At 69.5% G+C, this 23,356-nt stretch carries 20 protein-coding genes, 2 pseudogenes and 1 riboswitch; of the genes and pseudogenes, 8 read left to right on the forward strand and 14 right to left on the reverse strand.

The window, feature by feature from the left end:
- The 3 genes from dhaM to dhaK all read right to left on the reverse strand — a co-directional run.
- On the reverse strand, positions 1-807 hold an 807-nt coding region (dhaM, locus tag CXY81_RS05030; RefSeq protein WP_146067618.1), incomplete at its 3' end, for a dihydroxyacetone kinase phosphoryl donor subunit DhaM.
- 3 nt (positions 808-810) lie between these two features.
- The gene (gene dhaL / locus CXY81_RS05035) at positions 811-1,455 is read right to left on the reverse strand and encodes a dihydroxyacetone kinase subunit DhaL (protein ID WP_104171361.1); all 645 of its coding nucleotides are present in this window, start codon (positions 1,453-1,455) and stop codon (positions 811-813) included.
- Positions 1,456-1,459: 4 nt separating this feature from the next.
- Positions 1,460-2,458: a dihydroxyacetone kinase subunit DhaK gene (gene dhaK / locus CXY81_RS05040; RefSeq protein WP_104171360.1), complete on the reverse strand. Its 999-nt coding sequence runs from the start codon at positions 2,456-2,458 to the stop codon at positions 1,460-1,462.
- Positions 2,459-2,666: 208 nt separating this feature from the next.
- Between dhaK and CXY81_RS05045 the strand changes: the two genes are divergently transcribed.
- The 6 genes and pseudogenes from CXY81_RS05045 to CXY81_RS05070 form a co-directional block, all read left to right on the forward strand.
- Positions 2,667-3,452 (forward strand): IclR family transcriptional regulator, encoded by a 786-nt coding sequence (locus tag CXY81_RS05045; RefSeq protein WP_104171359.1) that lies wholly within the window; start codon positions 2,667-2,669, stop codon positions 3,450-3,452.
- Between the two features lie 81 nt (positions 3,453-3,533).
- A riboswitch (FMN riboswitch) is annotated at positions 3,534-3,665 on the forward strand.
- A gap of 98 nt (positions 3,666-3,763) precedes the next feature.
- Positions 3,764-4,780 carry a bifunctional diaminohydroxyphosphoribosylaminopyrimidine deaminase/5-amino-6-(5-phosphoribosylamino)uracil reductase RibD gene (gene ribD, locus CXY81_RS05050; RefSeq protein ID WP_104194183.1) on the forward strand — a complete coding sequence of 339 codons (1,017 nt, stop codon included), beginning with the start codon at positions 3,764-3,766 and terminating at the stop codon, positions 4,778-4,780.
- A 7-nt stretch (positions 4,781-4,787) separates the two neighbouring features.
- Positions 4,788-5,420, forward strand: a complete 633-nt coding sequence (locus CXY81_RS05055) for a riboflavin synthase (protein ID WP_104171357.1) — start codon at positions 4,788-4,790, stop codon at positions 5,418-5,420.
- On the forward strand, positions 5,417-6,679 hold the full coding sequence (gene ribB, locus CXY81_RS05060) for a 3,4-dihydroxy-2-butanone-4-phosphate synthase (RefSeq protein WP_104100364.1): 1,263 nt from the start codon (positions 5,417-5,419) through the stop codon (positions 6,677-6,679). The genes CXY81_RS05055 and ribB overlap by 4 nt, the downstream gene beginning before the upstream one ends.
- Positions 6,676-7,146, forward strand: coding sequence for a 6,7-dimethyl-8-ribityllumazine synthase (gene ribH, locus CXY81_RS05065; protein ID WP_104100365.1), 471 nt, complete (start codon positions 6,676-6,678; stop codon positions 7,144-7,146). Before ribB ends, ribH begins: the two co-directional genes overlap by 4 nt.
- An 84-nt stretch (positions 7,147-7,230) precedes the next feature.
- Positions 7,231-8,421, forward strand: a pseudogene (locus CXY81_RS05070) (MFS transporter); the annotation flags it as partial.
- Between the two features lie 55 nt (positions 8,422-8,476).
- On the opposite strand, the pseudogene CXY81_RS05075 reads toward CXY81_RS05070, so the two are convergent.
- A pseudogene (locus CXY81_RS05075) lies at positions 8,477-8,680 on the reverse strand (ATP-binding cassette domain-containing protein); the annotation flags it as partial.
- Between the two features lie 145 nt (positions 8,681-8,825).
- On the opposite strand from CXY81_RS05075, the gene CXY81_RS05080 reads away from it, so the two are divergent.
- Positions 8,826-11,036 (forward strand): ABC transporter ATP-binding protein, encoded by a 2,211-nt coding sequence (locus CXY81_RS05080; protein ID WP_104194184.1) that lies wholly within the window; start codon positions 8,826-8,828, stop codon positions 11,034-11,036.
- Between the two features lie 71 nt (positions 11,037-11,107).
- On the opposite strand, the gene CXY81_RS17395 is transcribed toward CXY81_RS05080, so the two are convergent.
- The 4 genes from CXY81_RS17395 to CXY81_RS05095 form a co-directional block, all read right to left on the reverse strand.
- The gene (locus CXY81_RS17395; RefSeq protein WP_104194185.1) at positions 11,108-11,410 is read right to left on the reverse strand and encodes a glycosyl hydrolase-related protein; all 303 of its coding nucleotides are present in this window, start codon (positions 11,408-11,410) and stop codon (positions 11,108-11,110) included.
- 18 nt (positions 11,411-11,428) lie between these two features.
- Positions 11,429-11,617: a hypothetical protein gene (locus CXY81_RS17400; protein ID WP_104194186.1), complete on the reverse strand. Its 189-nt coding sequence runs from the start codon at positions 11,615-11,617 to the stop codon at positions 11,429-11,431.
- 65 nt (positions 11,618-11,682) lie between these two features.
- A complete protein-coding gene (locus tag CXY81_RS16330) occupies positions 11,683-11,823 on the reverse strand; it encodes a hypothetical protein (RefSeq protein ID WP_158252003.1) in 141 nt (46 codons plus the stop codon).
- Positions 11,824-12,043: 220 nt separating this feature from the next.
- Complete coding sequence (locus CXY81_RS05095) at positions 12,044-13,897, reverse strand: phosphoenolpyruvate carboxykinase (GTP) (RefSeq protein ID WP_104194187.1); 1,854 nt, start codon at positions 13,895-13,897, stop codon at positions 12,044-12,046.
- A 154-nt stretch (positions 13,898-14,051) separates the two neighbouring features.
- On the opposite strand from CXY81_RS05095, the gene CXY81_RS05100 reads away from it, so the two are divergent.
- Entirely contained in the window at positions 14,052-15,494 is a 1,443-nt protein-coding gene (locus CXY81_RS05100; RefSeq protein WP_104194188.1) for a helix-turn-helix domain-containing protein, read from the forward strand.
- A gap of 236 nt (positions 15,495-15,730) precedes the next feature.
- Here CXY81_RS05100 and CXY81_RS05105 read toward each other — a convergent pair whose 3' ends face one another.
- The 6 genes from CXY81_RS05105 to CXY81_RS05130 form a co-directional block, all read right to left on the reverse strand.
- Positions 15,731-16,870: an ABC transporter ATP-binding protein gene (locus tag CXY81_RS05105; RefSeq protein ID WP_104194189.1), complete on the reverse strand. Its 1,140-nt coding sequence runs from the start codon at positions 16,868-16,870 to the stop codon at positions 15,731-15,733.
- Entirely contained in the window at positions 16,867-18,363 is a 1,497-nt protein-coding gene (locus CXY81_RS05110) for an ABC transporter permease (protein ID WP_369828342.1), read from the reverse strand. Before CXY81_RS05110 ends, CXY81_RS05105 begins: the two co-directional genes overlap by 4 nt.
- A gap of 157 nt (positions 18,364-18,520) precedes the next feature.
- Positions 18,521-19,570: an iron ABC transporter substrate-binding protein gene (locus CXY81_RS05115; RefSeq protein WP_104194190.1), complete on the reverse strand. Its 1,050-nt coding sequence runs from the start codon at positions 19,568-19,570 to the stop codon at positions 18,521-18,523.
- A gap of 113 nt (positions 19,571-19,683) precedes the next feature.
- Positions 19,684-20,523, reverse strand: a complete 840-nt coding sequence (locus CXY81_RS05120) for an SDR family NAD(P)-dependent oxidoreductase (RefSeq protein ID WP_104194191.1) — start codon at positions 20,521-20,523, stop codon at positions 19,684-19,686.
- 1 nt (position 20,524) lies between these two features.
- On the reverse strand, positions 20,525-21,772 hold the full coding sequence (locus tag CXY81_RS05125; protein WP_104194192.1) for a thiolase family protein: 1,248 nt from the start codon (positions 21,770-21,772) through the stop codon (positions 20,525-20,527).
- A gap of 272 nt (positions 21,773-22,044) precedes the next feature.
- A complete protein-coding gene (locus CXY81_RS05130) occupies positions 22,045-22,842 on the reverse strand; it encodes an RNA methyltransferase (protein WP_104194193.1) in 798 nt (265 codons plus the stop codon).
- Positions 22,843-23,356 lie beyond the last annotated feature (514 nt).

Consider the following 23,356-nt stretch of genomic DNA (forward strand, 5'->3'; position numbering starts at 1 on the left):
CTGCGGCCGCGCCTGCGGCCGCGCCTGCGGCCGCGCCTGCGGCCGCGACGCGGAACATGCCGGCCTGGGCGCGGGAGCGTGGGCGGCCGCGAGCTCGCCGAAGCCCTTCCCGACCAGTTCGCTCACGGCCTCGAGCGCCTCCACAGCCTGCCGCCCGGCCGCCGCGACGGAGATCGTGTCGCCCTTCCGGGCGCCGACGATCAACAGGGCAGTCGGGCTGTTAGCCGGCACCGGGGGCCGGCCGGTGCGGAGGTTGGCGACAGTCACCGTCGCCTCAAAGGCGCTGATGGCGGTGACGAGCATCGAGACCGGTCTCGCGTGCAGGCCGTCGGGGTTCAGCAACGTCACCTCGATCGTGTGTTCCGCCGCCGGGCCGGAGTCGACCGGCAGGCCGGCCGGGTCCTCGTCGCCCAGGTGAATCTGCTTGGCGCGAAGAGCACCTCGGGCCTCACGTTCCACTTCGTCAAGGGTGGCGCCACCCGCCGCGCGCACCACTGCGGCCATCAGGCCCTCTACGAAGGGACCGCTGCTGAGCCGGACGGGCAGGTCGGGGTCGTCCGAGAACTCCAGCGCCATTTCCGCGCTCATCACAGCCGATCCCAGATCCATCATCACGAGCACGCCCTCGGGAGAGGAAACCTCGGCGATGGCCTCGGCGACTTTGGACGCGTCCGTTCCGATCACTCCTGCGCCGGCACCGGCTGCGATCGCAATGGCCGGGCCGTTGACCCCGACCATTTCCACTGCGAGGTTCACTGCTGCCTGCGCGAGCCGGGGGCTGTGCGATACCACTACGATTCCGATCACGATCTACTCCTTGTCGAGGATCTCGGCCAGAGCCTGGAAAAGCAGCGACGTCGACGCGGCTCCCGGGTCGATGTGGCCGATGCTGCGTTCCCCCAGGTAACTGGCCCTGCCCTTGCGGGCGATCAGGGGTGCGGTAGCATCCCGCCCCGCTTGTGCAGCGGAGTAGGCAGCACGGGCCGCCGAGGAGATATCGGAGAAAACGACGAGGTCGGCGTCGAACGCGTCGAGCGCGGGAGCGAGGACGTCGAACATGGTCTTATCCCCGGCCTCGGCCTTGCCGCGGGCAACGACGCCGCCCAGCCCTGCACGAAGCGCGGCCGCCAGGCCGGGCGCGTCCAGGGTGCTGACCGGTCCTGCCGAGGTACCGATCCGCAGGAAGAAGGTGCCGTACAGGGGGCCGCTGGCACCACCCACGGACGTCACCAGGGTCATGCCCACGCCCTTGAACAGTTCGTCGACGGCCACGACCGGTGAGGCCTGGATTTTCTCGAGGACTGCACCCATGCCGCGGGTCATGTTCGAGCCGTGGTCCGCGTCGCCGATGGCCGAATCCAGTTCGGTGAGGTACGAGACCTGCTCGGTCACCAAGTCGCGAAAACGGGTGAGCCAGCCGGTGAGCTGGTCAAGGCTGATCGTGTCATTCGTCATGGTGCTAGATTCCCCAGCGCAGCCCGGGGGTGTTCACCGGCGCATCCCACAGATGAAGCAGGTCCTCGTCGGCCTTGAGGATCGTGACGGAGCAGCCCGCCATGTCCAGCGCGGTGATGTAGTTGCCCACGAGGGAGCGGGCAACCGTGATGCCGGCGGCGTCGAGGATCTTCCTGACTTCGGCATACATGACATAGAGCTCGATCAACGGGGTTCCGCCCAGCCCATTCACCATCACGATCGTCGGGGCGCCGGTGAAGTCCAGGTCGGCGAGGATCGGCTCGACGAGCAGACGGGCAACCTCGGCGGCCCCGGCCAGCGGCACGCGGCGGCGGCCCGGCTCCCCGTGAATGCCCACGCCGATCTCCATCTCGCCTTCGGCAAGTTCGAAGGTCGGTTTCCCGGCCGCGGGAACCGTGCAGCTGCTGAGGGCCACGCCCATGGAACGGCCGGACTCATTGACCTGGCGGGCCACCGCGGTGACGGCCGCGAGGTCGCGGCCTTCCTCGGCTGCCGCACCCGCGATCTTCTCGAGCAGGACAGTGGTGCCGACGCCCCGGCGGCCTGCGGTGAAGGTGGAATCCTCGACCGCGACGTCGTCGTTGACGACCACGACGGCAACCTCGATCCCGGTCTCAGCCGCGGCCAGTTCCGCGCCCATTTCGAAGTTCATCACGTCGCCCGTGTAGTTCTTGACGATGTGCAGCACGCCCGCTCCGCTGTCCACGACTTTCGTGGCTTCGAGCATCTGGTCGGGTGTCGGCGAGGTGAAGACCGCCCCGGCGCAGGCCGCGTCAAGCATTCCCACACCGACGAAACCGCCGTGGAGCGGCTCATGGCCGGTTCCCCCACCAGAGAGCAGGGCGACTTTGCCTGCTCTGGTCGGGTCTGTCCGGTAGATGATGCGGTTGACGTGGTCGACGCGAAGTTCCGGGTGTGCGGCCGCCACGCCGATGAGGGAATCGGCGAGAACCGTCTCCGGGGAATTGATTAGTTTCTTCATGTTGAGACCTCCAGGATTATCTTCATGTTTGCTCTCCGTTGAACTTTTCGAGCTGGATCCGCGAGACACTTTCCCTCGCGACTCAAAGAAATACAGAACGCAATTCGATAATGTCGAATATCCTCCAGAGAGTGGGCCGATGTCAACACGTTGCATGAAGACGCGTTGGTGACGCGGCATACTTAAGGAATCAACCGGAGGTGCAGCTGTGATTCAAGCCATCGATCGTGCGGCGAAAGTGCTGTCGACGTTGCAGGGCGCACGCCACCTCGGCATCACCGAACTCGCCACCGAACTCTGGCTGCCGGTCTCGACCGTGCACGGCATCGTCAAATCGCTGCAGGGCCACGGTCTTGTCGCGCAGGAGCCTGGCGGCACCCGGTACATGCTCGGTCCGGCCCTGCTCAAACTCTCGAATGTCTACCTCGACACGCTCGACGTGCGCGCGCGGGCCATGCGCTGGACCCTCGAACTCGCGCGCAGAACCGGACTGTCCACACGTCTGGGGGTGCAATTGTTCGACGAGGTCATCATCATTCACCACAACCAGCGGCCTGACGGCAGCCAGCAGATGCCCGAAACGGGCCTGTCCATCCCGGCCCACGCCTCGGCAATGGGCAAGGTTCTCCTCGCATACAGTCCGGAATACGCCTCCGGACTGCTGGGGATGCCCCTGCGCAGTCTCACCGGCGCCACGATCACCGACCCGGCTCAGCTGGCCATCCAATTCGTGTCGATCGTGAGCAACGGCATCGCCACCGAAGAGGACGAGGCCGTGCTGGGCGAGTCGTCGATCGCGGCGCCCGTGGTCGACACCCGCGGCAATGTCATAGCCGCGGTCGCCGTTGTCGTACCGTCGAGCGAGTGGCCTCCCGACTCCAGCGTGCTGAACGGATTGCGTGAGACGGCCCGGAACATCTCCCGGGAACTCGGCGCCAGCACCTGGCCGCCGCGGGCCCCCCAACCGGCCGTCGCCGCGCATCCGCAGTCGTGAGCGCCCATCGCAGGCCGCACTCTCGAACGGGAATTTTTCTGTGGCCGACGCGTTGGGATATAACTAGTAGTAGTTATATGAAACGTGCTCCGGGGTCGGTGTAAGTCCGAACCGGCGGTGAAAGTCCGCGACCCGTGCCGCTCCCAAAGCGGAACGGTTGAGCTGGTGAAATTCCAGCACCGACGGTTAAAGTCCGGATGAGAGGCGCACGAGTCGATGGACCATTCCGGTCGGTCGGCGGGTTTCGCAACCCACATGGTGTTCGCCGCACCGCAAACCCGGAGTTCGTTGCACCAACGGACAGGACGGGAATGACGGAACAAGCGGCGCTCGAGGCCATCATGCGGCGTGCGCTCGCGCTGGCCGCGAATGGGCCGGCCACAGGCCCGAACCCCCGCGTCGGCTGTGTTCTCCTCGACGATTCCGGGCAGGTCCTGGCCGAAGGCTGGCATCTCGGCGCCGGAACCCCCCACGCCGAGGTTGTCGCCCTGAGCCGACTCGCCGCCGGCGCCGCCCGCGGTGCCACCGCCGTCGTCACCCTCGAACCCTGCAACCACACCGGCCGCACCGGCCCCTGCTCGCTCGCCCTGATCGACGCCGGCGTCCGCCGGGTCGTCTACGCCGTCGCCGACCCCGGCGTCGGCTCCTCCGGCGGGGCCGACCGGCTCCACGGCGCCGGAATCGACGTCACCGGCGGGCTGCTCGTCGACGAGGTCGAACGATTCCTCGCCGACTGGCTCGTCGCCGCCCGTCTCGGGCGCCCGTTCGTGACGCTCAAGTGGGCGTCGAGCCTCGACGGGCGCGCGGCGGCCGACGACGGGACCAGCCGCTGGATCACCGGACCGGAGGCCCGGCAGGACGTGCACCGGCGGCGCGCGGCAGCCGGCGCCATCCTCGTCGGTACCGGCACCGCGCTCGCCGACGACCCTGCCCTGACCGCCCGCGACGCCGCTGGAAAGCTTCTGCCCACGCAGCCGGTGCCGGTCGTGATCGGCACCCGCGGCATCCCCAACGACGCCGCCCTCCGCGCCCACCCGCATCCGCCCCTCTTCTTCGCCACCGACGATCTGCTGGCCGTGCTGCACGACCTGCACCGGCGCGGCATCCGTCACGCCTTCATCGAGGGTGGGCCCACTCTCGCCAGTGCGTTCGTCGCGGCCGGGCTGGTCGACGAGTACCTCGTGTACCTAGCGCCCACGCTGCTCGGCGGCGCCCGGCTCGCCCTGGGCGACATCGGGGTGGCCGGCATCACCGACCAGCGCCGCCTGGCCATCGACCATTACGACCGACTCGGCGACGACCTCCTCGTCGTCGCCCGGCCGAGATAGGACAATCATGTTCACCGGAATCATCGAGGAACTCGGCCAGGTCGAGAAGGTGGAGCGATCCACGGATGCCGCCCGCCTCACCATCCGCGGCCCGAGAGTCGTAGCCGACGCCGGCCACGGCGACTCGATCGCGGTCAACGGCGTCTGCCTCACCGTGGTGGAGCAGACCGGCGACACCTTCACCGCCGACGTGATGGCCCAGACCCTCCTCATGTCCACCCTCGATGCCGCCCGCGCCGGCAGCCCGGTCAACCTCGAGCGCGCCGCCCTCGTCGGCGACCGCCTGGGCGGCCACATCGTGCAGGGCCACATCGACGGCACCAGCACCCTGCTGGCCGTCACCCCCGGTGAGGCCTGGCGGGTGCTGCGGTTCAGCCTCTCCGCCGAACTCGCCCCGCTCGTGGTGGGCAAGGGCTCCATCGCCGTGGACGGCGTCTCGCTGACCGTCAGCAACATCAGCCCGGCGAGCGAACCGGACCAGTGGTTCGAAGTCTCTCTCATCCCCGAAACCCTCACCGTTACGACGCTGGGACAGCGCACGATCGGCGATCACGTCAACATCGAAACCGACATCCTGGCCCGCCACGTGGAGCGCATGCTCGCCCTGGCGGACGCCGGATCGAAAAGGAGCCACTCATGAGCCTCGCCGACATTCCTACCGCGCTGGATGCCCTCCGGCTCGGGAAACCGGTCATCGTCGCCGACGACGAGGGCCGTGAGAATGAGGGCGATGTGATCATCTCCGCCCAGATGGCCACGCAGGAGTGGATCGCCTGGACCGTGCGGTACTCCTCCGGCTTCATCTGCGCGCCGATGACCAACGACCTAGCCGACAAGCTCGATCTGCCGGTGATGGTGCCGAACAATGAGGACCCCCGCGGCACGAACTACACGGTGTCGGTCGACGCGGCCGACCGGCTCAGCACCGGGATCAGCGCGGCCGACCGCGCGCACACCCTGCGCGTGCTGGCCGATCCGGCCTCGACGCCGTCCAGCCTGCACCGGCCCGGCCACATCATGCCGCTGCGCGCGAGGGATGGCGGTGTGCGCGAGCGGGACGGCCACACGGAGGCGGCCGTCGACCTGATGAAACTGGCCGGCCTCGTACCGGTCGCCGGAATTTGCGAGATCGTCGCCGAAGACGGCGAGATGATGCGCCTGCCCGGGCTCCTCGCCCTCGGCGAGCGCGAGGGCGTGCTGGTGATCACCATCAAGGACCTGATCGCCTACCTGCAGGAGTTCCACACCGACACCGAGCTGCCCACAGTCAGCCCGATCCTCGAATCGCCGCGGGTGGACTTCGAGGTGGAGACCACGGTGCCCACCCGGCACGGCTACTTCCAGGTGCGCGCCTACCGGGACCGGATGACCGGCGCCGACCACGTGGCCATCGTCTCCGGCACCCCCGCCGACGGCGCGATCGTGCGAGTGCACTCCGAGTGTCTCACCGGTGAGGCGTTCGGCTCGCTCAAATGCGAGTGCGGGCCTCAACTGGATGCCGCCCTGGAGACCATTCAGGAGCTCGGCGGCGTCGTCGTCTACCTGCGCGGCCAGGAGGGCCGCGGCATCGGGCTGATCAACAAGCTGCGCGCCTACAAGCTGCAGGAGGACGGCCTGGACACCTTCGACGCCAACGTGGCGCTGGGCCTTCCCGCCGACTCCCGAGACTACGGCGCCGCCACGGCCATCCTGCACGACCTGGGCCTGTCCGCCGTGCGGCTGCTGACCAACAACCCGGAGAAGGTGCGCCAGCTCGAGGCGCACGGCATCACCGTGACCGAGCGAGTGCCGCTCGTCGTCGGCGTCGGCACGCACAATCAGGACTACCTGGCCGTCAAGCGCGACCGGATGGGCCACCACATCACAGAAGCAGACATGCTGAAAGGAATCGCACTATGAGCGGAGCAGGCTCCCCGGAGATCGAGATCGACGGAACCGGGCTGGACATCGTGATCGTCGCCGGACGCTGGCATGACGTGATCACCGACGGGCTGATCGCCGGTGCGACCCGGGTGCTCGAGGCATCCGGTGCCCGCTACTCGCTCGTGCGGGTTCCCGGCAGCTTCGAGCTGCCGGTTGCGTGCAAGGTGGCCCTCGACAACGGCGCCGACGCGGTTGTCGCGCTCGGCGTGATCATTCGTGGCGGCACCCCGCACTTCGAGTACGTGTCGTCGGCGGCAACGGATGGCCTCACACGGGTGGCGCTGGACACCGGCAAGCCGGTGGGTTTCGGCGTGCTCACCCTCGACGACGAGCAGCAGGGCCTGGACCGGGCGGGCCTGCCCGGATCGAAGGAGGACAAGGGCGAAGAGGCGGCCGCGGCGGCCATCGCGACCGCTCAGCTGCTGCAGAAGCTGCGCGAGTAAGAAACGACCATGGTGCGCGGCGGCATCCGTATCGTTACCGGAGCGTGAGCCGAGGATTAGCGGAGCCAAGACTCCGGACGTAGGGTGCAAGGGCGGCTGTCACAAACGGCCGCCCTTCTCGACTTCCCGCACCTGTTCTCTCGACCGGAAACGAGACCACGGCGCAGCTGGCGTCGTTCGCCGTCTTCGGCGTGGCCATGGTGGCCCGCCCCATCGGCGCGCTGGTCTTCGGCCACTTCGGCGACAAGAGGGGCCGCAAGGCCACTCTCGTCGGGGCACTGCTGACCATGGGCATCGCGACCTTCCTGATCGGGTTGCTGCCCACCTACGCCATGATCGGCTGGCTCGCGCCGGCCCTGCTCGTGGTCCTGCGCCTCGCCCAGGGCTTCGCACTCGGCGGGGAGTGGTCCGGCGCCGCGCTGGTCGCGACCGAGAACGCCCCGGTCGGCAAGCGCGCCTGGTACGGCACGTTCCCGCAGGTCGGCGCCCCGCTCGGCTTCATCATCGCCAACGGCCTGTTCCTGGCCATCACACTGGCCCTGCCCGGTGACGACCCGACCCGCTGACGACCCGACCCGCCCCTCGGACGCGTTCCTCGAGTGGGCGTGGCGCATCCCGTTCCTCTTCTCCGCGGTGATGGTCGTCGTCGGCCTCTGGGTCCGCCTGCGCCTGGTCGAATCCGACGCCTTCACACAGGTCGTCGCCACCAAGCGGGTGGAGAAGCTGCCGCTCGCGGCCGTGTTCCGGTCGCACTGGCGCCAGCTGATCCTCGGCACCTTCATCATGCTGGCCACTTACGTGCTGGTCTTCGGCATATTCACGTTGGCCTCCGGCCCCTAGGCCGACAGGCACGGGCGCCGCAAGACCCTGATCTTCGTGACCCTGGCGATCATCGGATTCGGCCTGCTCTTCGTGCCGCTGCTCGGCGCCGGGTTCGTCGGCGTGATGTTCTTCCTGATCCTCGGCTTCTCGCTGATGGGCATGAACTTCGGGCCGATGGGCGCGCTGCTGCCCGAGCTGTTCCCGACCAGCGTGCGCTACACCGGCTCCGCTTTCGCGTACAACATGAGCTCGATCCTCGGGGCGGCGGTGGCTCCGTTCATCGCGATCTGGCTGTGGGCCCTCGGCGAGGGCAGCCCGTTCTGGGTCGGCGTCTACCTCTCGGTGATGGCCGTGATCACCCTGGTCGCCCTGCTGCTGAGCCGCGAGACCCGCGACATCGACATCGAGCACAGACCTGGCTCTCGGCCGGCTCTCGACCACCGGTGGTCGAGCCTGTCGAGACCCGGGTCAGTCGAGGAACAGGATGCGCAGGCGCCGGGTCGTGAAGGCCAGGCCGAGAAGGATCATAGGTCTCGCCGGTGCGGGTCGAGACGGCGCCCAGCCTGCGCATGGTGGTGGACTTGCCGGCCCCGTTCAGGCCGAGCAGTCCGAAGGATTCGCCGGGCGCCACCTCGAAGGAGATGCCGTCCACGGCGGCGAAATCCTGGTGCCTCGTGACGAGATTCCGGGCCACGACGACGGTCTCCGGCACGGTTCCCAACTGGAGACCGCCGGGCCCATCCCAAGCGGGATGCGGTTAAGCTCATTCAGTGAGTACCCCCAGCAACCCCCGTTCCGCCGCCCGCCCGCCCACCAGTACGGCCGGCCGCACGGCCGGTCGCGGTCGCCTCGGCCGGATGGGGCGCCGCGACGATGCCGGCGGACCCCGCGCGACGTTCAGCCAGTTGGTCCCGTATCTGCTCGAGCACAAGAAGGTGCTCGGCTTCGTCGTCGTACTCAGCATCCTCGGCGCCCTCGCCAGCCTCGCCCAGCCGCTCCTGGTCAGCCAGGTCATCACCATCGTGCAGGAGGGTGACGCGCTCGGCAGCCTGGTGTGGGCGCTGGTCGCACTCGTCGTCGTCTCCGCCCTGATCAGCGGCTACCAGCACTATCTGCTGCAGCGCACCGGTGAGGGCGTCGTGCTCTCCAGCCGCCGCAAACTGATCGGGCGGATGCTCCGCCTTCCGATCAGCGAATTCGACACCCGCCGCACCGGCGACCTGGTCTCCCGGGTGGGGTCGGACACCACGCTGCTGCGGGCCGTGCTCACCCAGGGTTTGGTCGAAGCGATCGGCGGCTCGCTCACGTTCGTCGGCGCGCTCATCGCCATGCTCGTGATCGATCCGGTGCTGCTCGGCCTGACGGTACTGGTGATCGCCGTGTCGGTGGTCACCGTCACACTGCTGTCGCAGCGCATCCGTGCCGCCAGCCTCGCCGCGCAGGCCAAGGTCGGCGACCTCGCCGCCAGTGTCGAGCGCGCCATCAGCGCGGTGCGCACCGTGCGCGCCTCGAACGCCACCGACCGGGAGATCGCCGCCGTCGAGGAGGACGCCAAGGGCGCCTGGCAGATGGGCATCCAGGTCGCGAGGATCTCGGCCCTCGTCGTGCCGATCGCCGGCATCGCCATGCAGGTGTCGTTCCTGGTCGTGCTGGGCGTGGGGGGCTTCCGCGTGGCCAGCGGCACCATCACGATCGCGGACCTGATCGCGTTCATCCTGTTCCTGTTTCTGATGATCGTGCCGCTCGGCCAGGCGTTCGGCGCGATCACCTCCGTGAACGCCGCGCTCGGCGCCCTCGGCCGCATCCAGGAGATCATCGACCTGCCCACCGAGGACCAGTTCGACCGCGACATCGCCCCTCTGGCCATCACGGTCGGCGCCGCCAACGAGTCGGTGCGGCCGGATGCCCCGGCGATCTCGTTCGAGAACGTGCAGTTCGGCTACCTGGTCGCCTCGGCAGCGACGGATGCCGCGGGTGCGGAGGCCGGGTCGCAGGCCGGGTCGCAGGCCGGGTCGCAGGCCGGTGCTGCCGGTGTCGGCCGTGTTGCCGGCGCCGCAGCCGGTGCGGGGGCTATCGGCTCTGCTGCGGCCGCGTCGGCGGATGCCGCCGCTCTTTCCGGTGCCGGGCCTTCCGCTCACACGGCTTCCGACGCCGAGCTCGTCGCCGCCGAGAACGCGATGATCGAGACCGCCGTCGCGGCTCCGTTCGTGCTCGAGACCGCCATCGTGGTTCCGGCCGTGATGGAGGCCGTGCTGGCCGAACCCGACCTCGTCGAGGCAGATCTCGCGGCCGCTGACCGCGCCGCCGCGGCCGCGGCCGACCGTGCTGCCGAGCAGGCGACCGAACGGGCGACCGAGCGCAGCGACGCCGACGCCGCCGACAAGCCCCGCCCGGTGCTCCGCGGCGTCTCCTTCGACGCCCCGCGCGGCAAGCGCACCGCCCTGGTCGGCCCGTCCGGTGCCGGCAAGAGCACCATCCTGGCCCTGATCGAGCGCTTCTACGACCCGACCGGAGGCGTTGTGCGCATGGGGGGACTGGACATCCGCAGCCTCGACCGCACCGCGCTGCGCTCGCAGATCGGCTACGTCGAACAGGACGCCCCCGTTCTGGCCGGTTCGCTGAGGGACAACCTGACCCTGTCCACGCCCGACGCCACCGACGAGGAGTGCATCGCCGTGCTGCACGCCGTGAACCTCTCCGAGGTGCTCGAGCGCGACCCGGCCGGGCTGGGCGCGGCGGTCGGCGAGTCCGGCGTGATGCTCTCCGGCGGCGAACGCCAGCGGCTGGCGATCGCGCGCGCCCTGCTGGCCGCGCCGCCCATCCTGCTGCTGGACGAGTCCACCTCGAGTCTCGACGGCGTCAACGAGCAGAAGATGCGGGCCGCGATCGACGCGGTCGCCGTGGACCGTACCCTGATCGTGATCGCGCACCGCTTGTCGACCGTGGTCGACTCCGACCAGATCGTGGTGCTCGACCACGGCCAGGTCATCGGCACCGGCACGCACTCCGAGCTGGTCGCCTCGACGCCGCTCTACCGCGAGCTCGCCAAGCACCAGCTGCTCGTTTAGCCTGGGCTGCCCGAACCAATTCGACGGAGTTTTTAGTCTAAACCGCCAGTTTTGGGCCTGGAACACCCGATCTAGCCAAAATCTCCGTCGAATTCGTTAGACGCATGTGACCCTGTCAGCGCGCGGACAGCGGGTACCAGGGCGGGTAACAGCGCGGGTAACAGCGCGGGCAGCTCGAGCGTCAGCGCGGAGCCATCGGCGGCGAACGGAGCCCGCGGCGCGGCCAGGGGGCGTTCCAGCAGGTCGGTTTCGGTGACATCCGTCGCGGCGAAGTGACGGATGACCCGCGCCCGCACCCGCGACCCGTGCGCCTCGTAGAGCCGCACGATCAGATCCCCGCTGCGGTCCTCGGCCAGCTTGACCGCCTCGACCACGACGGCCGGGTGGTCGACCTAGATCAACGGATCCACGCGGGCCGCTCTCACCCCGGTCACCGAACAAAGCGGCAGGTTCAGCCGGTACCCCTCCGCGACCGCCTCGGGGATACCGGCGCCGGCCCGCAGCGACACCCGCAGCTCGTGCCGGCCCTGGTCGGCCGTGGGGTCAGGGAACACCGCGGCGCGCAACAGCGACAGTTGCACGGTCGTGACGGTGCGGCCCGCCGCATCCGTCGCCCGGCCGACGGCGCATATTGCTGGCGCACGGCCTAGTCGAAGGGCACCGGGGCATCCGTCACCGACCAGGCCGCGACCCGCAACGGCACGGATGCCCGGTGCACCGCCGGGCGCAGCCGCGCCCGCACGAACCGGTCGATGCGTTTCTCCACGAGTGCGCCGTCGTCATGCATCGGACCTGCGACTTCCCGCCGGGCACCGCCGCCCGACTGGCAGCATCGTACGACTGCCCCCGGCCCCGCACGTCCCCCACTGCAGGCGCTCGTGACCAAATCGACGGAGATTTTCGGATCTGAAGCGGATTACACACCCGAAACAGCCCCACGGAAGCACAATCTCCGTCGAATTCGTCAGGCAACGGATGCCGCAGCGCACCAGCGGCGCCGAGCCCCGCTACGCGTTTCGGAGGTTGTAGCGCACGCTCGCGAGCTCGGAGAGCAGCGCCGGCGGCACCCGGTCGCCGAACTTGGCGAAGTAATCCTCAGTGAGGTCGCACTCGGCCAGCCAGGAGGCCGGGTCGATCGCAAAGAGCTGCTCGACATCCGCGTCGGCCAGGTCCAGACCCTTCAGGTCGAGGCCACCCTGGACCGGGAGGTGTCCGATCGGGGTGTCCACGGCATCCGCGAGACCTTCGACGCGGCGCACGATCCACTCGATCACGCGGGAATTCTCGCCGAAACCGGGCCAGAGGAAGCTTCCGTCCGCGCCCTTGCGGAACCAGTTCACCTGGAAGATCTCCGGCGCCTTGCCGCCGAGACCACGGCCGACCTTGAGCCAGTGCGCCCAGTAGTCCGCCATGTTGTAGCCGCAAAAGGGGAGCATCGCGAACGGGTCGCGGCGCAACTCGCCGACGGTGCCCTCGGCGGCCGCGGTCTTCTCCGAGGAGATGGTCGCGCCCATGAACACGCCGTGCTTCCAGCTGCGGGCCTGGGCCACCAGCGGCACGTTCGTCGCGCGGCGTCCGCCGAAGAGGATGGCGTCGATCGGCACGCCGCCGAAGGCCTCCCAGTCGTCGGCGATCGACGGGCACTGCGCCGCAGCGACCGTGAAGCGGGAGTTGGGGTGGGCGGCCGGGCGGCCGGAGGCGGGCGTCCAATCCTTGCCCTCCCAGTCGATCAGGTGGCTGGGAGTGGTCTCGGTCAGACCCTCCCACCACACGTCGCCGTCGTCGCGCAGTGCGACGTTCGTGAAGATCGTGTTGCCCCAGACGGTGGCCACGGCGGTCGGGTTGGTGACCTCGCCGGTTCCGGGGGCCACACCGAAGAAGCCGGCCTCCGGGTTGATCGCGTACAGCCGGCCGTCGGGCCCGGGGCGCAGCCAGGCGATGTCGTCGCCAATGGTCTCGACCTTCCACCCGGGGATGGTCGGGCGCAGCATCGACAGGTTCGTCTTGCCGCAGGCCGACGGGAACGCCGCGGCCAGGTGCGACACGCCGCCCTCCGGGGAGGTTACCTTGATCAGGAGCATGTGTTCGGCCAGCCAGCCCTCGTCGCGGGCCATGACGGATGCGATCCGCAGCGCGAACGACTTCTTCGAGAGCAGCGCGTTGCCGCCGTAGCCCGAGCCGAACGACCACACCTCGCGGGTCTCCGGGAACTGCACAATGTATTTGGTGTCGTTACACGGCCAGGAGACGTCCCCACGGCGGCGCCCCTCGGCGTCGACCAGCGGGTAGCCCACGCTGTGCACGGTGTGCACCCAGGGGGCTCCGGCCTCGATCATGTGCAGCACCTTCTGGCCCGTGCGCGTCATGATGCCCATGTTCAGCACCACGTAGGGCGAGTCGGTGATCTCCACGCCGAGCTGGGAGATGGGGCCGCCGAGCGGTCCCATCGAAAACGGCACGATGTACATTGTGCGCCCGCGCATGCTGCCGGCGAAGACTCCCCGCAGCTCGCCCCGCATCGCGTCCGGGTCGGCCCAGTTGTTGGTGGGGCCGGCATCGCCCGGGTCGACCGAGCAGATGAAGGTGCGGTCCTCGACGCGCGCCACGTCCGACGGGCTCGTGCGGGCCAGGTAGCTGTTGGGGCGCCACTCCGGGTTCAGGTGGATGAGCTTGCCCTCGGCGACGAGCTGTTTCGCGAGCACGTCGGCTTCGCGCAACGATCCGTCACACCAGACGACGGCGTCGGGCTGGGTCAGCCGGGCAATTTCGTCCACCCAGGCCTGAAGGTTGGGGTCGGTGGTGCCGGCGACATAGCGGGACTCGCCCCCGCCGGTCTCAAGTCGGGAATTCGCGATTGTCATCTCCTGGCCTTTCGTGGTCAATCCGGCGTGAACCAGTGGTCTGCAGTCGTGGGGGGACGCAAATACGCCCTCCCTCTCCACAATGATCCACCGATGCCACCGGTGCCGGAAGTGCTCAGGTTAAGAACAGCGAATCTTTCGTTATCGTTAAGGAATGTCGACACGTGCCGCTGATCTGATCACCCTGGGACTCCGTATCCGTCATTTCCGGGCCGAGCGCGGCTTCACGCTCGACCAGCTCGGCGAGCAGGTCGGCATGGCCGGGAGCCAGCTCTCCCTGATCGAGAACGGCCGCCGCTCCCCCAAGCTGTCGACGTTGCAGGACATTGCCACCGCCGTCGACGTGGAGCTCACCGACCTGCTCAAAAACGAAGCGCCGAACACGCGGGCCGCACTCGAGATCGAGTTGGAGCGCGCGCAGCGTAATCCGCTCTACGGCGCCCTCGGCCTGCCGCGGGTGAAGATGACCAAGGGCATGCCGATGGCGGCGCTCGAGTCCCTTCTCGGTCTGCACCGCGAACTCGCCCGCCGCGCCAGCGAAGCCATCGCCACGCCGGAAGAGGCCCGCCGCGCGAACACGGAACTGCGCGAACGGATGCGCGAACAAGATAATTTCATGCCCGACATCGAGCAGCTCGCCGAGGACCGAGTGCGGGCATCCGGGCATGTGTCGGGCGCTCTCACCCACCGGGAGGTCAGCGTGATGGCCGAGCAGCTCGGCTTCAACCTCATCTACGTCAATGACCTGCCCGGCTCGACCCGGTCGGTCACCGACCTGGTCAATCACCGCATCTACCTGCCGCCGGCGTCGATCCCCGGCGGTCACGGCTTGCGCTCGATGGCGCTGCAGGCCATGGGGCACCGGCTGCTCGGCCACGAGCGGCCGGGCAGCTACGCCGAGTTCCTCTGGCAGAGGCTGCAGATCAACTACTTCGCGGCCGCCTGCCTGATGCCGCAGGCGGCATCCGTCGCGTTCCTCTCCCACGCCAAGCGCGAACGCGAGCTCTCGGTCGAGGACTTCCGCGACGCCTTCGGGGTGACCCACGAGGCCGCGGCGCTGCGACTGACGAACCTGGCCACCTCGCACCTGGACATGCCGCTGCACTTCCTGCGCGTCACCGGCGACGGCGCCCTGCAGAAGGGCTACGAGAACGACGACCTTCCCCTGCCGGCCGACGTGACCGGCTCAATCGAGGGCCAGTTCGTCTGCAAGCAGTGGAGCGCCCGCAGCGCCTTCACCCACACCAACCGCACCACCGAGTTCTACCAGTACACCGACACGCCGGCCGGCACCTTCTGGTGCGCCACCCAGACCGGGGCGACGGATGCCGGCGAGTTCTCGATCAGCGTCGGCGTGCCCTTCGTGCAGGCCAAGTGGTTCCGCGGCCGGGAGACCACGCAGCGGGCGGTGTCCCGCTGCCCGGACGAGTCCTGCTGTCGCCGCCCGGCCTCCGAGGTCTCCTCGCGCTGGGCCGGCAAGGCCTGGCCGAGCGCCCGGCTGCACGCGCACGTGCTGTCGCCGCTGCCCAGCGGCACCTTCCCCGGCGTCGACGACACCGAGGTCTACGAGTTCCTCGAGGCGCACGCCGCGGAGTAGTGGGGATCCTGGCGCTGAGCCACTTACGTCGTCGGGTCATCCGCCCCACCGTCGTCGGGTCATCCGTCGCCGAAGTCGTCTTCGTTTCCGTCTTCGTCTTCGTCGAATTGGTTCGATACCGGACACGGCGCTCCGTCTGTGATGAACAGCGCCCGCTCGGTGCGGACAGGGCCCGACGGGCGGCACGGCGAGGGCCAGGGCCCGACGGAGCGGCCCGACGGGCGGCAGGGCGAGGGTCAGGGGCGGGCGGCGAACGCGGTGGCGGTGCCACGGGCGGTGAGGCTGACCCGGCTGCCCACGACGGTGCCCATCGTGCCGTGCTGCCTTACGTGCACCAGCGTCCCGGGGCTCTGCGTTCCGGGGCTCTGCGTTCCGGGGCTCTGGGGGAAACCGGGCGCCGGGGCGCCCACGCAGAACAGGCGCACCGCCAGCTGCACCTCGGGCCCGTAGAAATCGACCGCTTCGACCTGGCCGGTACAGGAGGCGGCGGCATCCGCCCCTCCGGACTCGCAGTGCTCGACCATGATCTGCTCCGGGCGCAGCATGATGCAGGCGTCGCCGCGCAGGTTGGTGGGGGCGACGGCGACTGTGCCCAGCGCGCAGGCGGCGAAGCCGTCCGAGATGGTGGCCGGCAGCACGACCGCGTCGCCGAGGAACCGCGCCGTGAACAGGTCGACGGGGCGCCAGTAGACCTCGCGCGGCGGCCCGACCTGGCAGAGGTTGCCGTCGCGGAGCACCGCGAGCTGGTGGGCGAAGCTCATCGCCTCCGCCTGGTCGTGGGTGACGAGCACCGTGGTGATGCCGGCGCGCTCCAGCGTTTCGGCGACGATGTCGCGGGTTGCCGCCCGCAGTCCGGCATCGAGGGAGGAGAACGGTTCGTCGAGGAGCATCACCCGCGGCTGGCGGGCGAGGGCCCGCGCCAGGGCCACGCGCTGCTGCTGGCCGCCGGACAGTTCGTCGGGGCGGCGGGCGGCGAAGTCGGGCCTCAGCGACACCATCTCGAGCAGCTCGCTCACGGCACGGGCGCGTTGCTTGCGGGTGCCGCCGCGGAGCGCCGGGCCGAGGCCGAACGCGATGTTCTGCCCCACGGTGAGGTGCGGGAACAGGGCGCCGTCCTGCGCGACGAAGCCGATCCCGCGCCGATGCGCGGCCACGGCCGCGCCCGGGGCGGCCACGGTGCGACCGAGCACGCTGATGGTGCCCGAGTCGGGCAGCTCGAAGCCGCTGATCAGGCGCAGCAGGGTGGTCTTGCCCGACCCGGACGAGCCGACCACGACCGTGCGGCTACCCTCCGGCACCGAGAGGGCGATGTCCTCGAGGATACGGGTGCTGCCGAAGCTCTTGTTGACCCCGGACAGTTCGATGGCGGCGGTCATGACACGCTCGTCAGCCGGGAGCGGGCGAACAGCAGGTAGGTGACCGGCAGGCTCAGCACGATCATCAGCAGGGCGTAGGGCGCGGCGCCGACGTAGTTGATGTCGTTCACCTTCGACCAGAACTGGATCGCGAGGGTGCGGGTGCCGCTCGGGGCCAGCAGCAGCGTAGCGGTCAGCTCGGTGACGATGCCGAGGAACACGAGCGCCCCCGCGGCCAGGGCCGAGGGCGCGAAGAAGCGGGTGGTGACACCGAGGAACGCGGCGAACGGATGCTTGCCGAGCGACCGGGCCGCCTCCTCCAGTCCGACCGGAACCTGTGCGAGCCCGGCCCGGAGGTTCACCAGCGCGCGCGGCAGGAACATCAGCAAGTACGTCACGATCACCAGCACGGTGGTCTGGTAGAGCGGCTGCACGAAACGGATGCTGATGGTCACCAACGCGAGGGCCGTGACGATCCCAGGGAGGGAACTGGTGAGGTAGTTGACCGATTCGAGGCCGCGGGACAGCCGGCTCGGGTAGCGCACCGCGAGGAACGCGATCGGGAACGCGAGTACACAGGTGACCGCGGCGCCGACGAGGCCGTAGCCCACGGTCTGCAGCAGGGCCTGGACCAGCACGGCATCGGTCCACACGATTGCGCCGCCCTGGTAGAGCCAGCGGATGACGCTCCAGAACGGGACTCCGATCGCGAGTGCGAACAGCCCACCGAGGAACAGGTAGCCGACCGGCGTGAAGGCGCGGAGGGAGCGCCGCGGCGTGACCCGGGCCACACCCGAGCCGATGCGGGCGTACCGGGAGCGTCCGCGGGCACCGGACTCCCCGATCAACAGGAACAGGCACAGCAGCACGAGAACGCCGGCGAGGGCGTTGGCCGCGGGGCCGTTGAACGTGGACCGGTACTGCTCCACGATGGCGGTGGTGAAGGTGTCAAAGCGGATCATCGCGAACGCGCCGTATTCGGAGAGCAGGTGCAGCCCTACCAGCAGGGCGCCCCCGAGGATCGGCAGCCGCAACTGGGGCAGGATGACGCGGAAGAAGACGCCCCAGGCACCGCTGCCGAGCGACTCTGCTGCCTCTTCGACCGTGGGGTCCAGCCGACGGAGCGCGGCGACGCAGGGCAGGTAGACCAACGGGAAGTACGACAGGGTGGCGATCAGAACCCCGGACCAGAGCCCGTTCAAGGAGGGTACGGCGCTTACCCAGCCGTAGCTGTTGACGAAGGCCGGCACCGCGAGCGGCGTCGCCAGGAGCACGGCGAACACCCGGTGGCCGCGCAGGGAGGTGCGGCCGACCAGCCAGGCGGCGGCCACCCCGATCGCCGCGGTCAGCGGCACGGTGATCACGACCAGCCCGATCGTGTTCAGGAGCAGTTCGCCGACCCGCGGCCGGAACACGAGCGCCGAGAGGGTCGGCCAACCGGTCAGGATACCGGTGACGATGACGTAGCCCAGCGGCAGCAGCCCGAGCACGGACACGGTGACGGCGGCCGCCACGATGAATGGTGACGGTCGTTTGCCGACCCGGCCGGCGGCATCCGTGCGCCCCGCAAGCCCCGTTGCGCCGGTTTCGGCGACGGCTCCGCGACCGGTGTCCGACGGGTCGGGCGCCGGTTTCGCGGTCGAGGGGGCTGCAGGTATCACCAGTTTCAGCCTAGAGGAAACCGGCCTCGGTCATCAGATCGGTGACCTTGGTGCTGTTGAGTTTGGACGGGTCGATGACGGGGGCGTCGAGTTCGCGAAGCGGCACCATCGCGGGGTTCGCGTCGACCGCGTCGGAAACGGGGTACTCGAACGAGGTGCCGGTCTTCAGGATTTCCTGGCCGGCCTTGCCGGTGATGAAAGCGAGGAACGCCTGAGCGGCCACGGGGTTCGCGCTGGTCTCCAGCACTCCGCCGCCGGAGACGCTGACGAACGCACCGGGATCCTGGTTCTTGAAGTAGTGCATCTGGGTGCTGGAGCTGTTCTCGCCCGTACCGGCCTGGTCTGCGAACCAGTAGTAGTGGTAGATCACGCCGCCGGGGATCTCACCCGCGTTGACGGCCTTCATCACGGTGCTGTTGCCTTTATAGACGACCGCGTTCTCCTTCATGGCCGCGAGCCAGTCGCTCGTTGCGGCTTCGCCCTTGAGCTCGAGGAGCGCACTGACGATGGCTTGGAAGTCGGCGCCGGAGGGCGACGCGGCCCAGCGGCCGGCCCAGGCCGGGTCGGCGAGGTCGAGCAGCGAGGCCGGCAGTTCGCCCGCGCTGATCATGCTCGGGTTGTAGGCGAACACGGTCGAGCGGGCGGCAATGCCGGTCCAGGTGCCGGTGGACGGCTGGAACTGCTTGGGAACTTGGGCCAGCGTGGCGTCGTCGACCGGGGCGAACAGGCCGGCCTTGTCGACGAGGCTGATCGCGGGCGAGTTCTCGGTGAGGAACACGTCGGCCTTCGACGCGGCGCCTTCCTGCACGAGCTGGTTGCCGAGTTCCGAGTCGTCGCCGTTGCGGAGCGTGACGGTGACGCCGGTCTCCGCGGTGAATTCGTCGGCCCAGGCCTGGGTCAGTTCCTCGTGCTGGGCGTTGTAGACCGTGATCGAACCCGACGGGGTGGAAGCGTCGGTAGCACCAGGACTGGATTCCTCGGGTGCGCTGCACCCGGTCACCCCGAGCAGGGCCGCCGTTCCGATAGCGGTAAGCAGTGCCCAGCGGCGTGTCAAGATCATCGTGTTGCGTCCCTACTGTCGTGCGGGCATGACCCACAGTGCTTTTAGGTAAGCCTACCCTAAAGAAATTGGCGTCGTCGGGGCCGCAGGGGAATACACAGGCTCGGCCCCGGTCAGCGGGGCGGCATCCGGATGGCGCCGTCGAGCCGGATGGTGTCGCCGTTGAGCATCGGGTTTTCGACGATGTGCCGCACGAGCGCGGCGAACGCGGCCGGGTTGCCGAGCCGGGAAGGGTGTGGAACCTGCGCCGCGAGGGACTCGCGCACGTTCTCGGGGAGCCCCTGAAGCAGCGGGGTGTCGAAGATGCCGGGCGCGATCGCCACCACCCGGATCAACGATCGGGCGAATTCGCGGGCGAGCGGCAGGGTCATCGCGGCGACGCCGCCCTTCGAGGCGGCATAGGCCGCCTGACCGATCTGCCCGTCGAAGGCTGCGACAGATGCCGTGTTCACGATCACACCGCGCTCCGGGACGGTGCCGGCCGTCTGGTCGATCGTGCCGGGGGTGCCGTCCGTGCCGTTCGTCCCGGGGGCTCCGTCCGTGCCACCGACCGGGTCGGTAGCCTGCATGGCGGCCGCGGCCAGCCGGATCACGTTATACGTGCCGACGAGGTTGATGCGAATGACCCGGTCGAAGTCGTCCAGCGGCAGCGGGGCCCCGGTGCGGTCGACGGTGCGCTGGCCGGGGGCGATGCCGGCACAGTTGACCACGATGCGCAGCGGGGCGATCGCGGCGGCGGCGTCGACGGCGGCCTGCACGTCCTCGGTGCGGGTGACGTCACCCGGCACGAAACACGCCCGGCCGCCGATCACGACCGCCGCCTGCTCCCCACTGGTGCCGGGCAGGTCGAGCAGCACGACCGCTGCCCCAGCGTGGGCCAGGGCGGTGGCGGTGGCCAGCCCGAGGCCGGAGGCGGCTCCGGTGACGAGGGCGGAGCATCCGTCGACGCGCATCTCAGAGCCGTTCGATGATGGTGGCGTTGGCCATGCCGCCGCCCTCGCACATGGTCTGCAGGCCCCAGCGGCCGCCGGTCAGTTCGAGGTGGTTGAGCAGGGTGCCGAGGAGCCGGGTGCCCGAGGAGCCGAGCGCGTGGCCGAGAGCGATGGCCCCGCCGCGCGGATTGAGCAGGGCCGGGTCGGCGCCGAGTTCGCGCAGCCAGACCAGCGGCACGGTGGCAAACGCCTCGTTGACCTCGTAGGCGTCGAGGTCGTCGATGCTGAGACCGGAGCGCTCCAGGATGCGCCGGGTCGCCGGGATCACGCCCGTGAGCATCAAGAGCGGGTCGCTTCCGGTCACCGCGAAGCTGTGGAACCGGGCGCGCGGGTTGAGGCCGAGCTGGGCGGCGCGTTTGGCGCTCATGATCAGAGCCGCGGAGGCGCCGTCGGTGAGCGGCGACGAGTTGCCGGCGGTGATGTGCCAGTCGAGTTTCGGGAAGCGGGCGGCGAGGGCGTCGGTGCGGAACGCCGGAGGCAGGGCGGCCAGGGAATCGAGGGTGGTGCCGGGGCGGATGGTCTCGTCGGCGGCCACGACCCGGCCGTCCCGCAGAGTCGTCGGCCGCAGTTCGCCGTCGAAATCGCCGCGTTCGGCGGCGGCCGCGGCGAGTCGGTGCGAGCGGGCGGCGAAGGCATCCAGTTCGCCGCGGCCCAGTTTCCACTTCTGGTTCATCAGCTCGGCCGAGACGCCCTGGTTGACGAGCCCGTCGGGGTAGCGGTCGCGCATCAGCGTGCCGTGCGGATTCGGGATCTGTCCGCTCTGCTGGTTCTGGTGGCTCTGCCCGCCTTGCTGGTTCTGCGGGCTCTGGGCCGTGCCGAGCGACGAGCCCAGCGGCACGCGGCTCATCGATTCGACGCCGCAGGCGATGACGATGTCGTAGCTGCCGGCCATCACGCCCTGCGCGGCGAACGTGGCCGCCTGCTGGCTGGATCCGCACTGCCGGTCGATGGTCGCGCCGGGCACCGAGTCGGGAAAACCCGCGCTGAGCAGGGCGGTGCGGGTCACGTTGTAGCCCTGCTCGCCGACCTGGCTGACGCAGCCGCCGATCACGTCGTCGACGAGCGCGGGATCGAGCCCGTTGCGGGTGACCAGTTCGCTTAGCACCCCGGCCAGCAGGTCCGCGGGGTGCACGCCCGAGAGGGCGCCGCCCGGTTTGCCTCGACCCGACGCGGTGCGCACGACATCGACAATGACAGCCTCGTTGCTCATGACCTCAGCCTAGGCTTCCGGTGCCACCGCGGCGCGGAGCGGGGAGCGCGTGTGGGCTGCGGGCTGCGCGTGGGGTACGGGCCGCGCGTGGGGCTAACTCAGGAGATCCGGTGGGGAAGCCGTCGTCCGGCGGATTCCGCCGCACTGGTCCGGGGGCTAACAGAACGCGGCCGACGTATCTCCTGAGTTGGCCACAAACACGGCAGGACAGGGACGTGCGGGTGTGGCGTGCGGCGGTGAGCCGTGCAGGTTCGGGTGTGGCAGGCGGGGCGTCAGCCCGAGAGCGCCCACATCGCGACGGCGCTGGCGGCGGCCACGTTGAGGGAGTCGATGCCGTGCTTCATCGGGATCTGCACCACGGTGTCGGAGGCCGCCAATGCGTCCGGGGTGAGCCCCTCACCCTCCGCGCCGAGCAGCAGCGCCAGCCGCTCGTGCTCGTGCCCGGGGAAGTCGCGCAGGCTCACGGCATCCGTTGTCAGGGCGAGCGCGGCGAGGTGGAAACCGTGCCGAGTGAGCAGCGCGCGGGTACTCGGCCAGTCGCCGACGCGGGTCCAGGGCACCTGCAGCACGGTGCCCATCGAGACGCGGATGGCGCGACGGTAGAAGGGGTCGGAGCAGTGCGGTGTGACCAGGATCGCGTCGGCGCCGATGGCCCCGGCGGAGCGGAAGATCGCGCCGACGTTCGTGGGGTCGGACACATTCTCGAGGATCACGATGCGGCGGGCGCCGGCGAGTAGCGACTCCGGGTCGGGCAGCTCGGGCCGGTGCATCGAGGCGATCACGCCGCGGTGCAGCACGTAGCCGGTGAGCTCGGCGAGAAGCGCCCCCGGGCCGACGAAGACCGGCACGTCCTCGCCGACGAGGGCGCGGGCCTCCGGGGCGGTGTTGCCGAGTGTGAGCACCGACCGCGGCCGGTGTCCGGCGCGCAGGGCCCGCTCGAGAACCAATGCCGATTCGGCTATATACAGGCCGTGTTCGGTGCCGCGCGCCTTTTTCAGTGCCACATCGGTGAGATGGGCGTAGTCCGCAAGCCGCGGATCGCTGAGGTCGCTGATCTCGATGACGGGCACCCGATCAGTCTAATCGCGGGGCGGGGGCGGGTGGCTGGATGCGGGGGCGGGTGGCTGGATGCGGGCCGCCTCGGGGCTAACTCAGGAGATCTGGGCGGCGGACGGCAGCCGGCACCCGGACCAGTGCGGCGATCCCACGGATGCCGCGGCGCATCTCCAGAGTTAGCCGCACCGTTCATCCGCCCGGCGGGCACGGACAGCCTGGGTGCCCCGGCGCCCGAGTGGCCCCGCCGGTAGCGGATTCACGGCCCCCGGAGCACAGGCAACGGCTTCGGCCGGGCCACGATTTGCAGGAGTTATGTACCGGTAAGGGTTGCGCCCTGGGGCTAACTCAGGAGATCCGGGCGGCGGACGGCAGCCGGCACCCGGACCAGTGCGGCGATCCAACGGATGCGGCGGCGCATCTCCTGAGTTAGCCGCACCGCTCGACGTGTCGGCATGGTCCCGTGTGACCGGTCCTGTGTGATCGGTCCTGGCGGCACTGTGCTATCGGCCGGGTCGTGTGATGGTGAGA

It is taken from the genome of Cryobacterium sp. M25, assembly GCF_002929635.1.
GTDB lineage: Bacteria > Actinomycetota > Actinomycetes > Actinomycetales > Microbacteriaceae > Cryobacterium > Cryobacterium sandaracinum.

Coding starts and splice junctions, on each gene's coding strand:
- CXY81_RS05080 (WP_104194184.1), top strand. CDS start 8,826: ATGGGGCGCCGCGACGATGCCGGCGGACCCCGCGCGACGTTCAGCCAG.
- CXY81_RS05055 (WP_104171357.1), top strand. CDS start 4,788: ATGTTCACCGGAATCATCGAGGAACTCGGCCAGGTCGAGAAGGTGGAG.
- CXY81_RS05125 (WP_104194192.1), bottom strand. CDS start 21,772: ATGAGCAACGAGGCTGTCATTGTCGATGTCGTGCGCACCGCGTCGGGT.
- CXY81_RS05095 (WP_104194187.1), bottom strand. CDS start 13,897: ATGACAATCGCGAATTCCCGACTTGAGACCGGCGGGGGCGAGTCCCGC.
- CXY81_RS05100 (WP_104194188.1), top strand. CDS start 14,052: ATGTCGACACGTGCCGCTGATCTGATCACCCTGGGACTCCGTATCCGT.
- CXY81_RS05120 (WP_104194191.1), bottom strand. CDS start 20,523: ATGCGCGTCGACGGATGCTCCGCCCTCGTCACCGGAGCCGCCTCCGGC.
- dhaL (WP_104171361.1), bottom strand. CDS start 1,455: ATGACGAATGACACGATCAGCCTTGACCAGCTCACCGGCTGGCTCACC.
- CXY81_RS05115 (WP_104194190.1), bottom strand. CDS start 19,570: ATGATCTTGACACGCCGCTGGGCACTGCTTACCGCTATCGGAACGGCG.
- dhaK (WP_104171360.1), bottom strand. CDS start 2,458: ATGAAGAAACTAATCAATTCCCCGGAGACGGTTCTCGCCGATTCCCTC.
- ribD (WP_104194183.1), top strand. CDS start 3,764: ATGACGGAACAAGCGGCGCTCGAGGCCATCATGCGGCGTGCGCTCGCG.
- ribH (WP_104100365.1), top strand. CDS start 6,676: ATGAGCGGAGCAGGCTCCCCGGAGATCGAGATCGACGGAACCGGGCTG.
- CXY81_RS05105 (WP_104194189.1), bottom strand. CDS start 16,870: ATGACCGCCGCCATCGAACTGTCCGGGGTCAACAAGAGCTTCGGCAGC.
- ribB (WP_104100364.1), top strand. CDS start 5,417: ATGAGCCTCGCCGACATTCCTACCGCGCTGGATGCCCTCCGGCTCGGG.
- CXY81_RS16330 (WP_158252003.1), bottom strand. CDS start 11,823: ATGCATGACGACGGCGCACTCGTGGAGAAACGCATCGACCGGTTCGTG.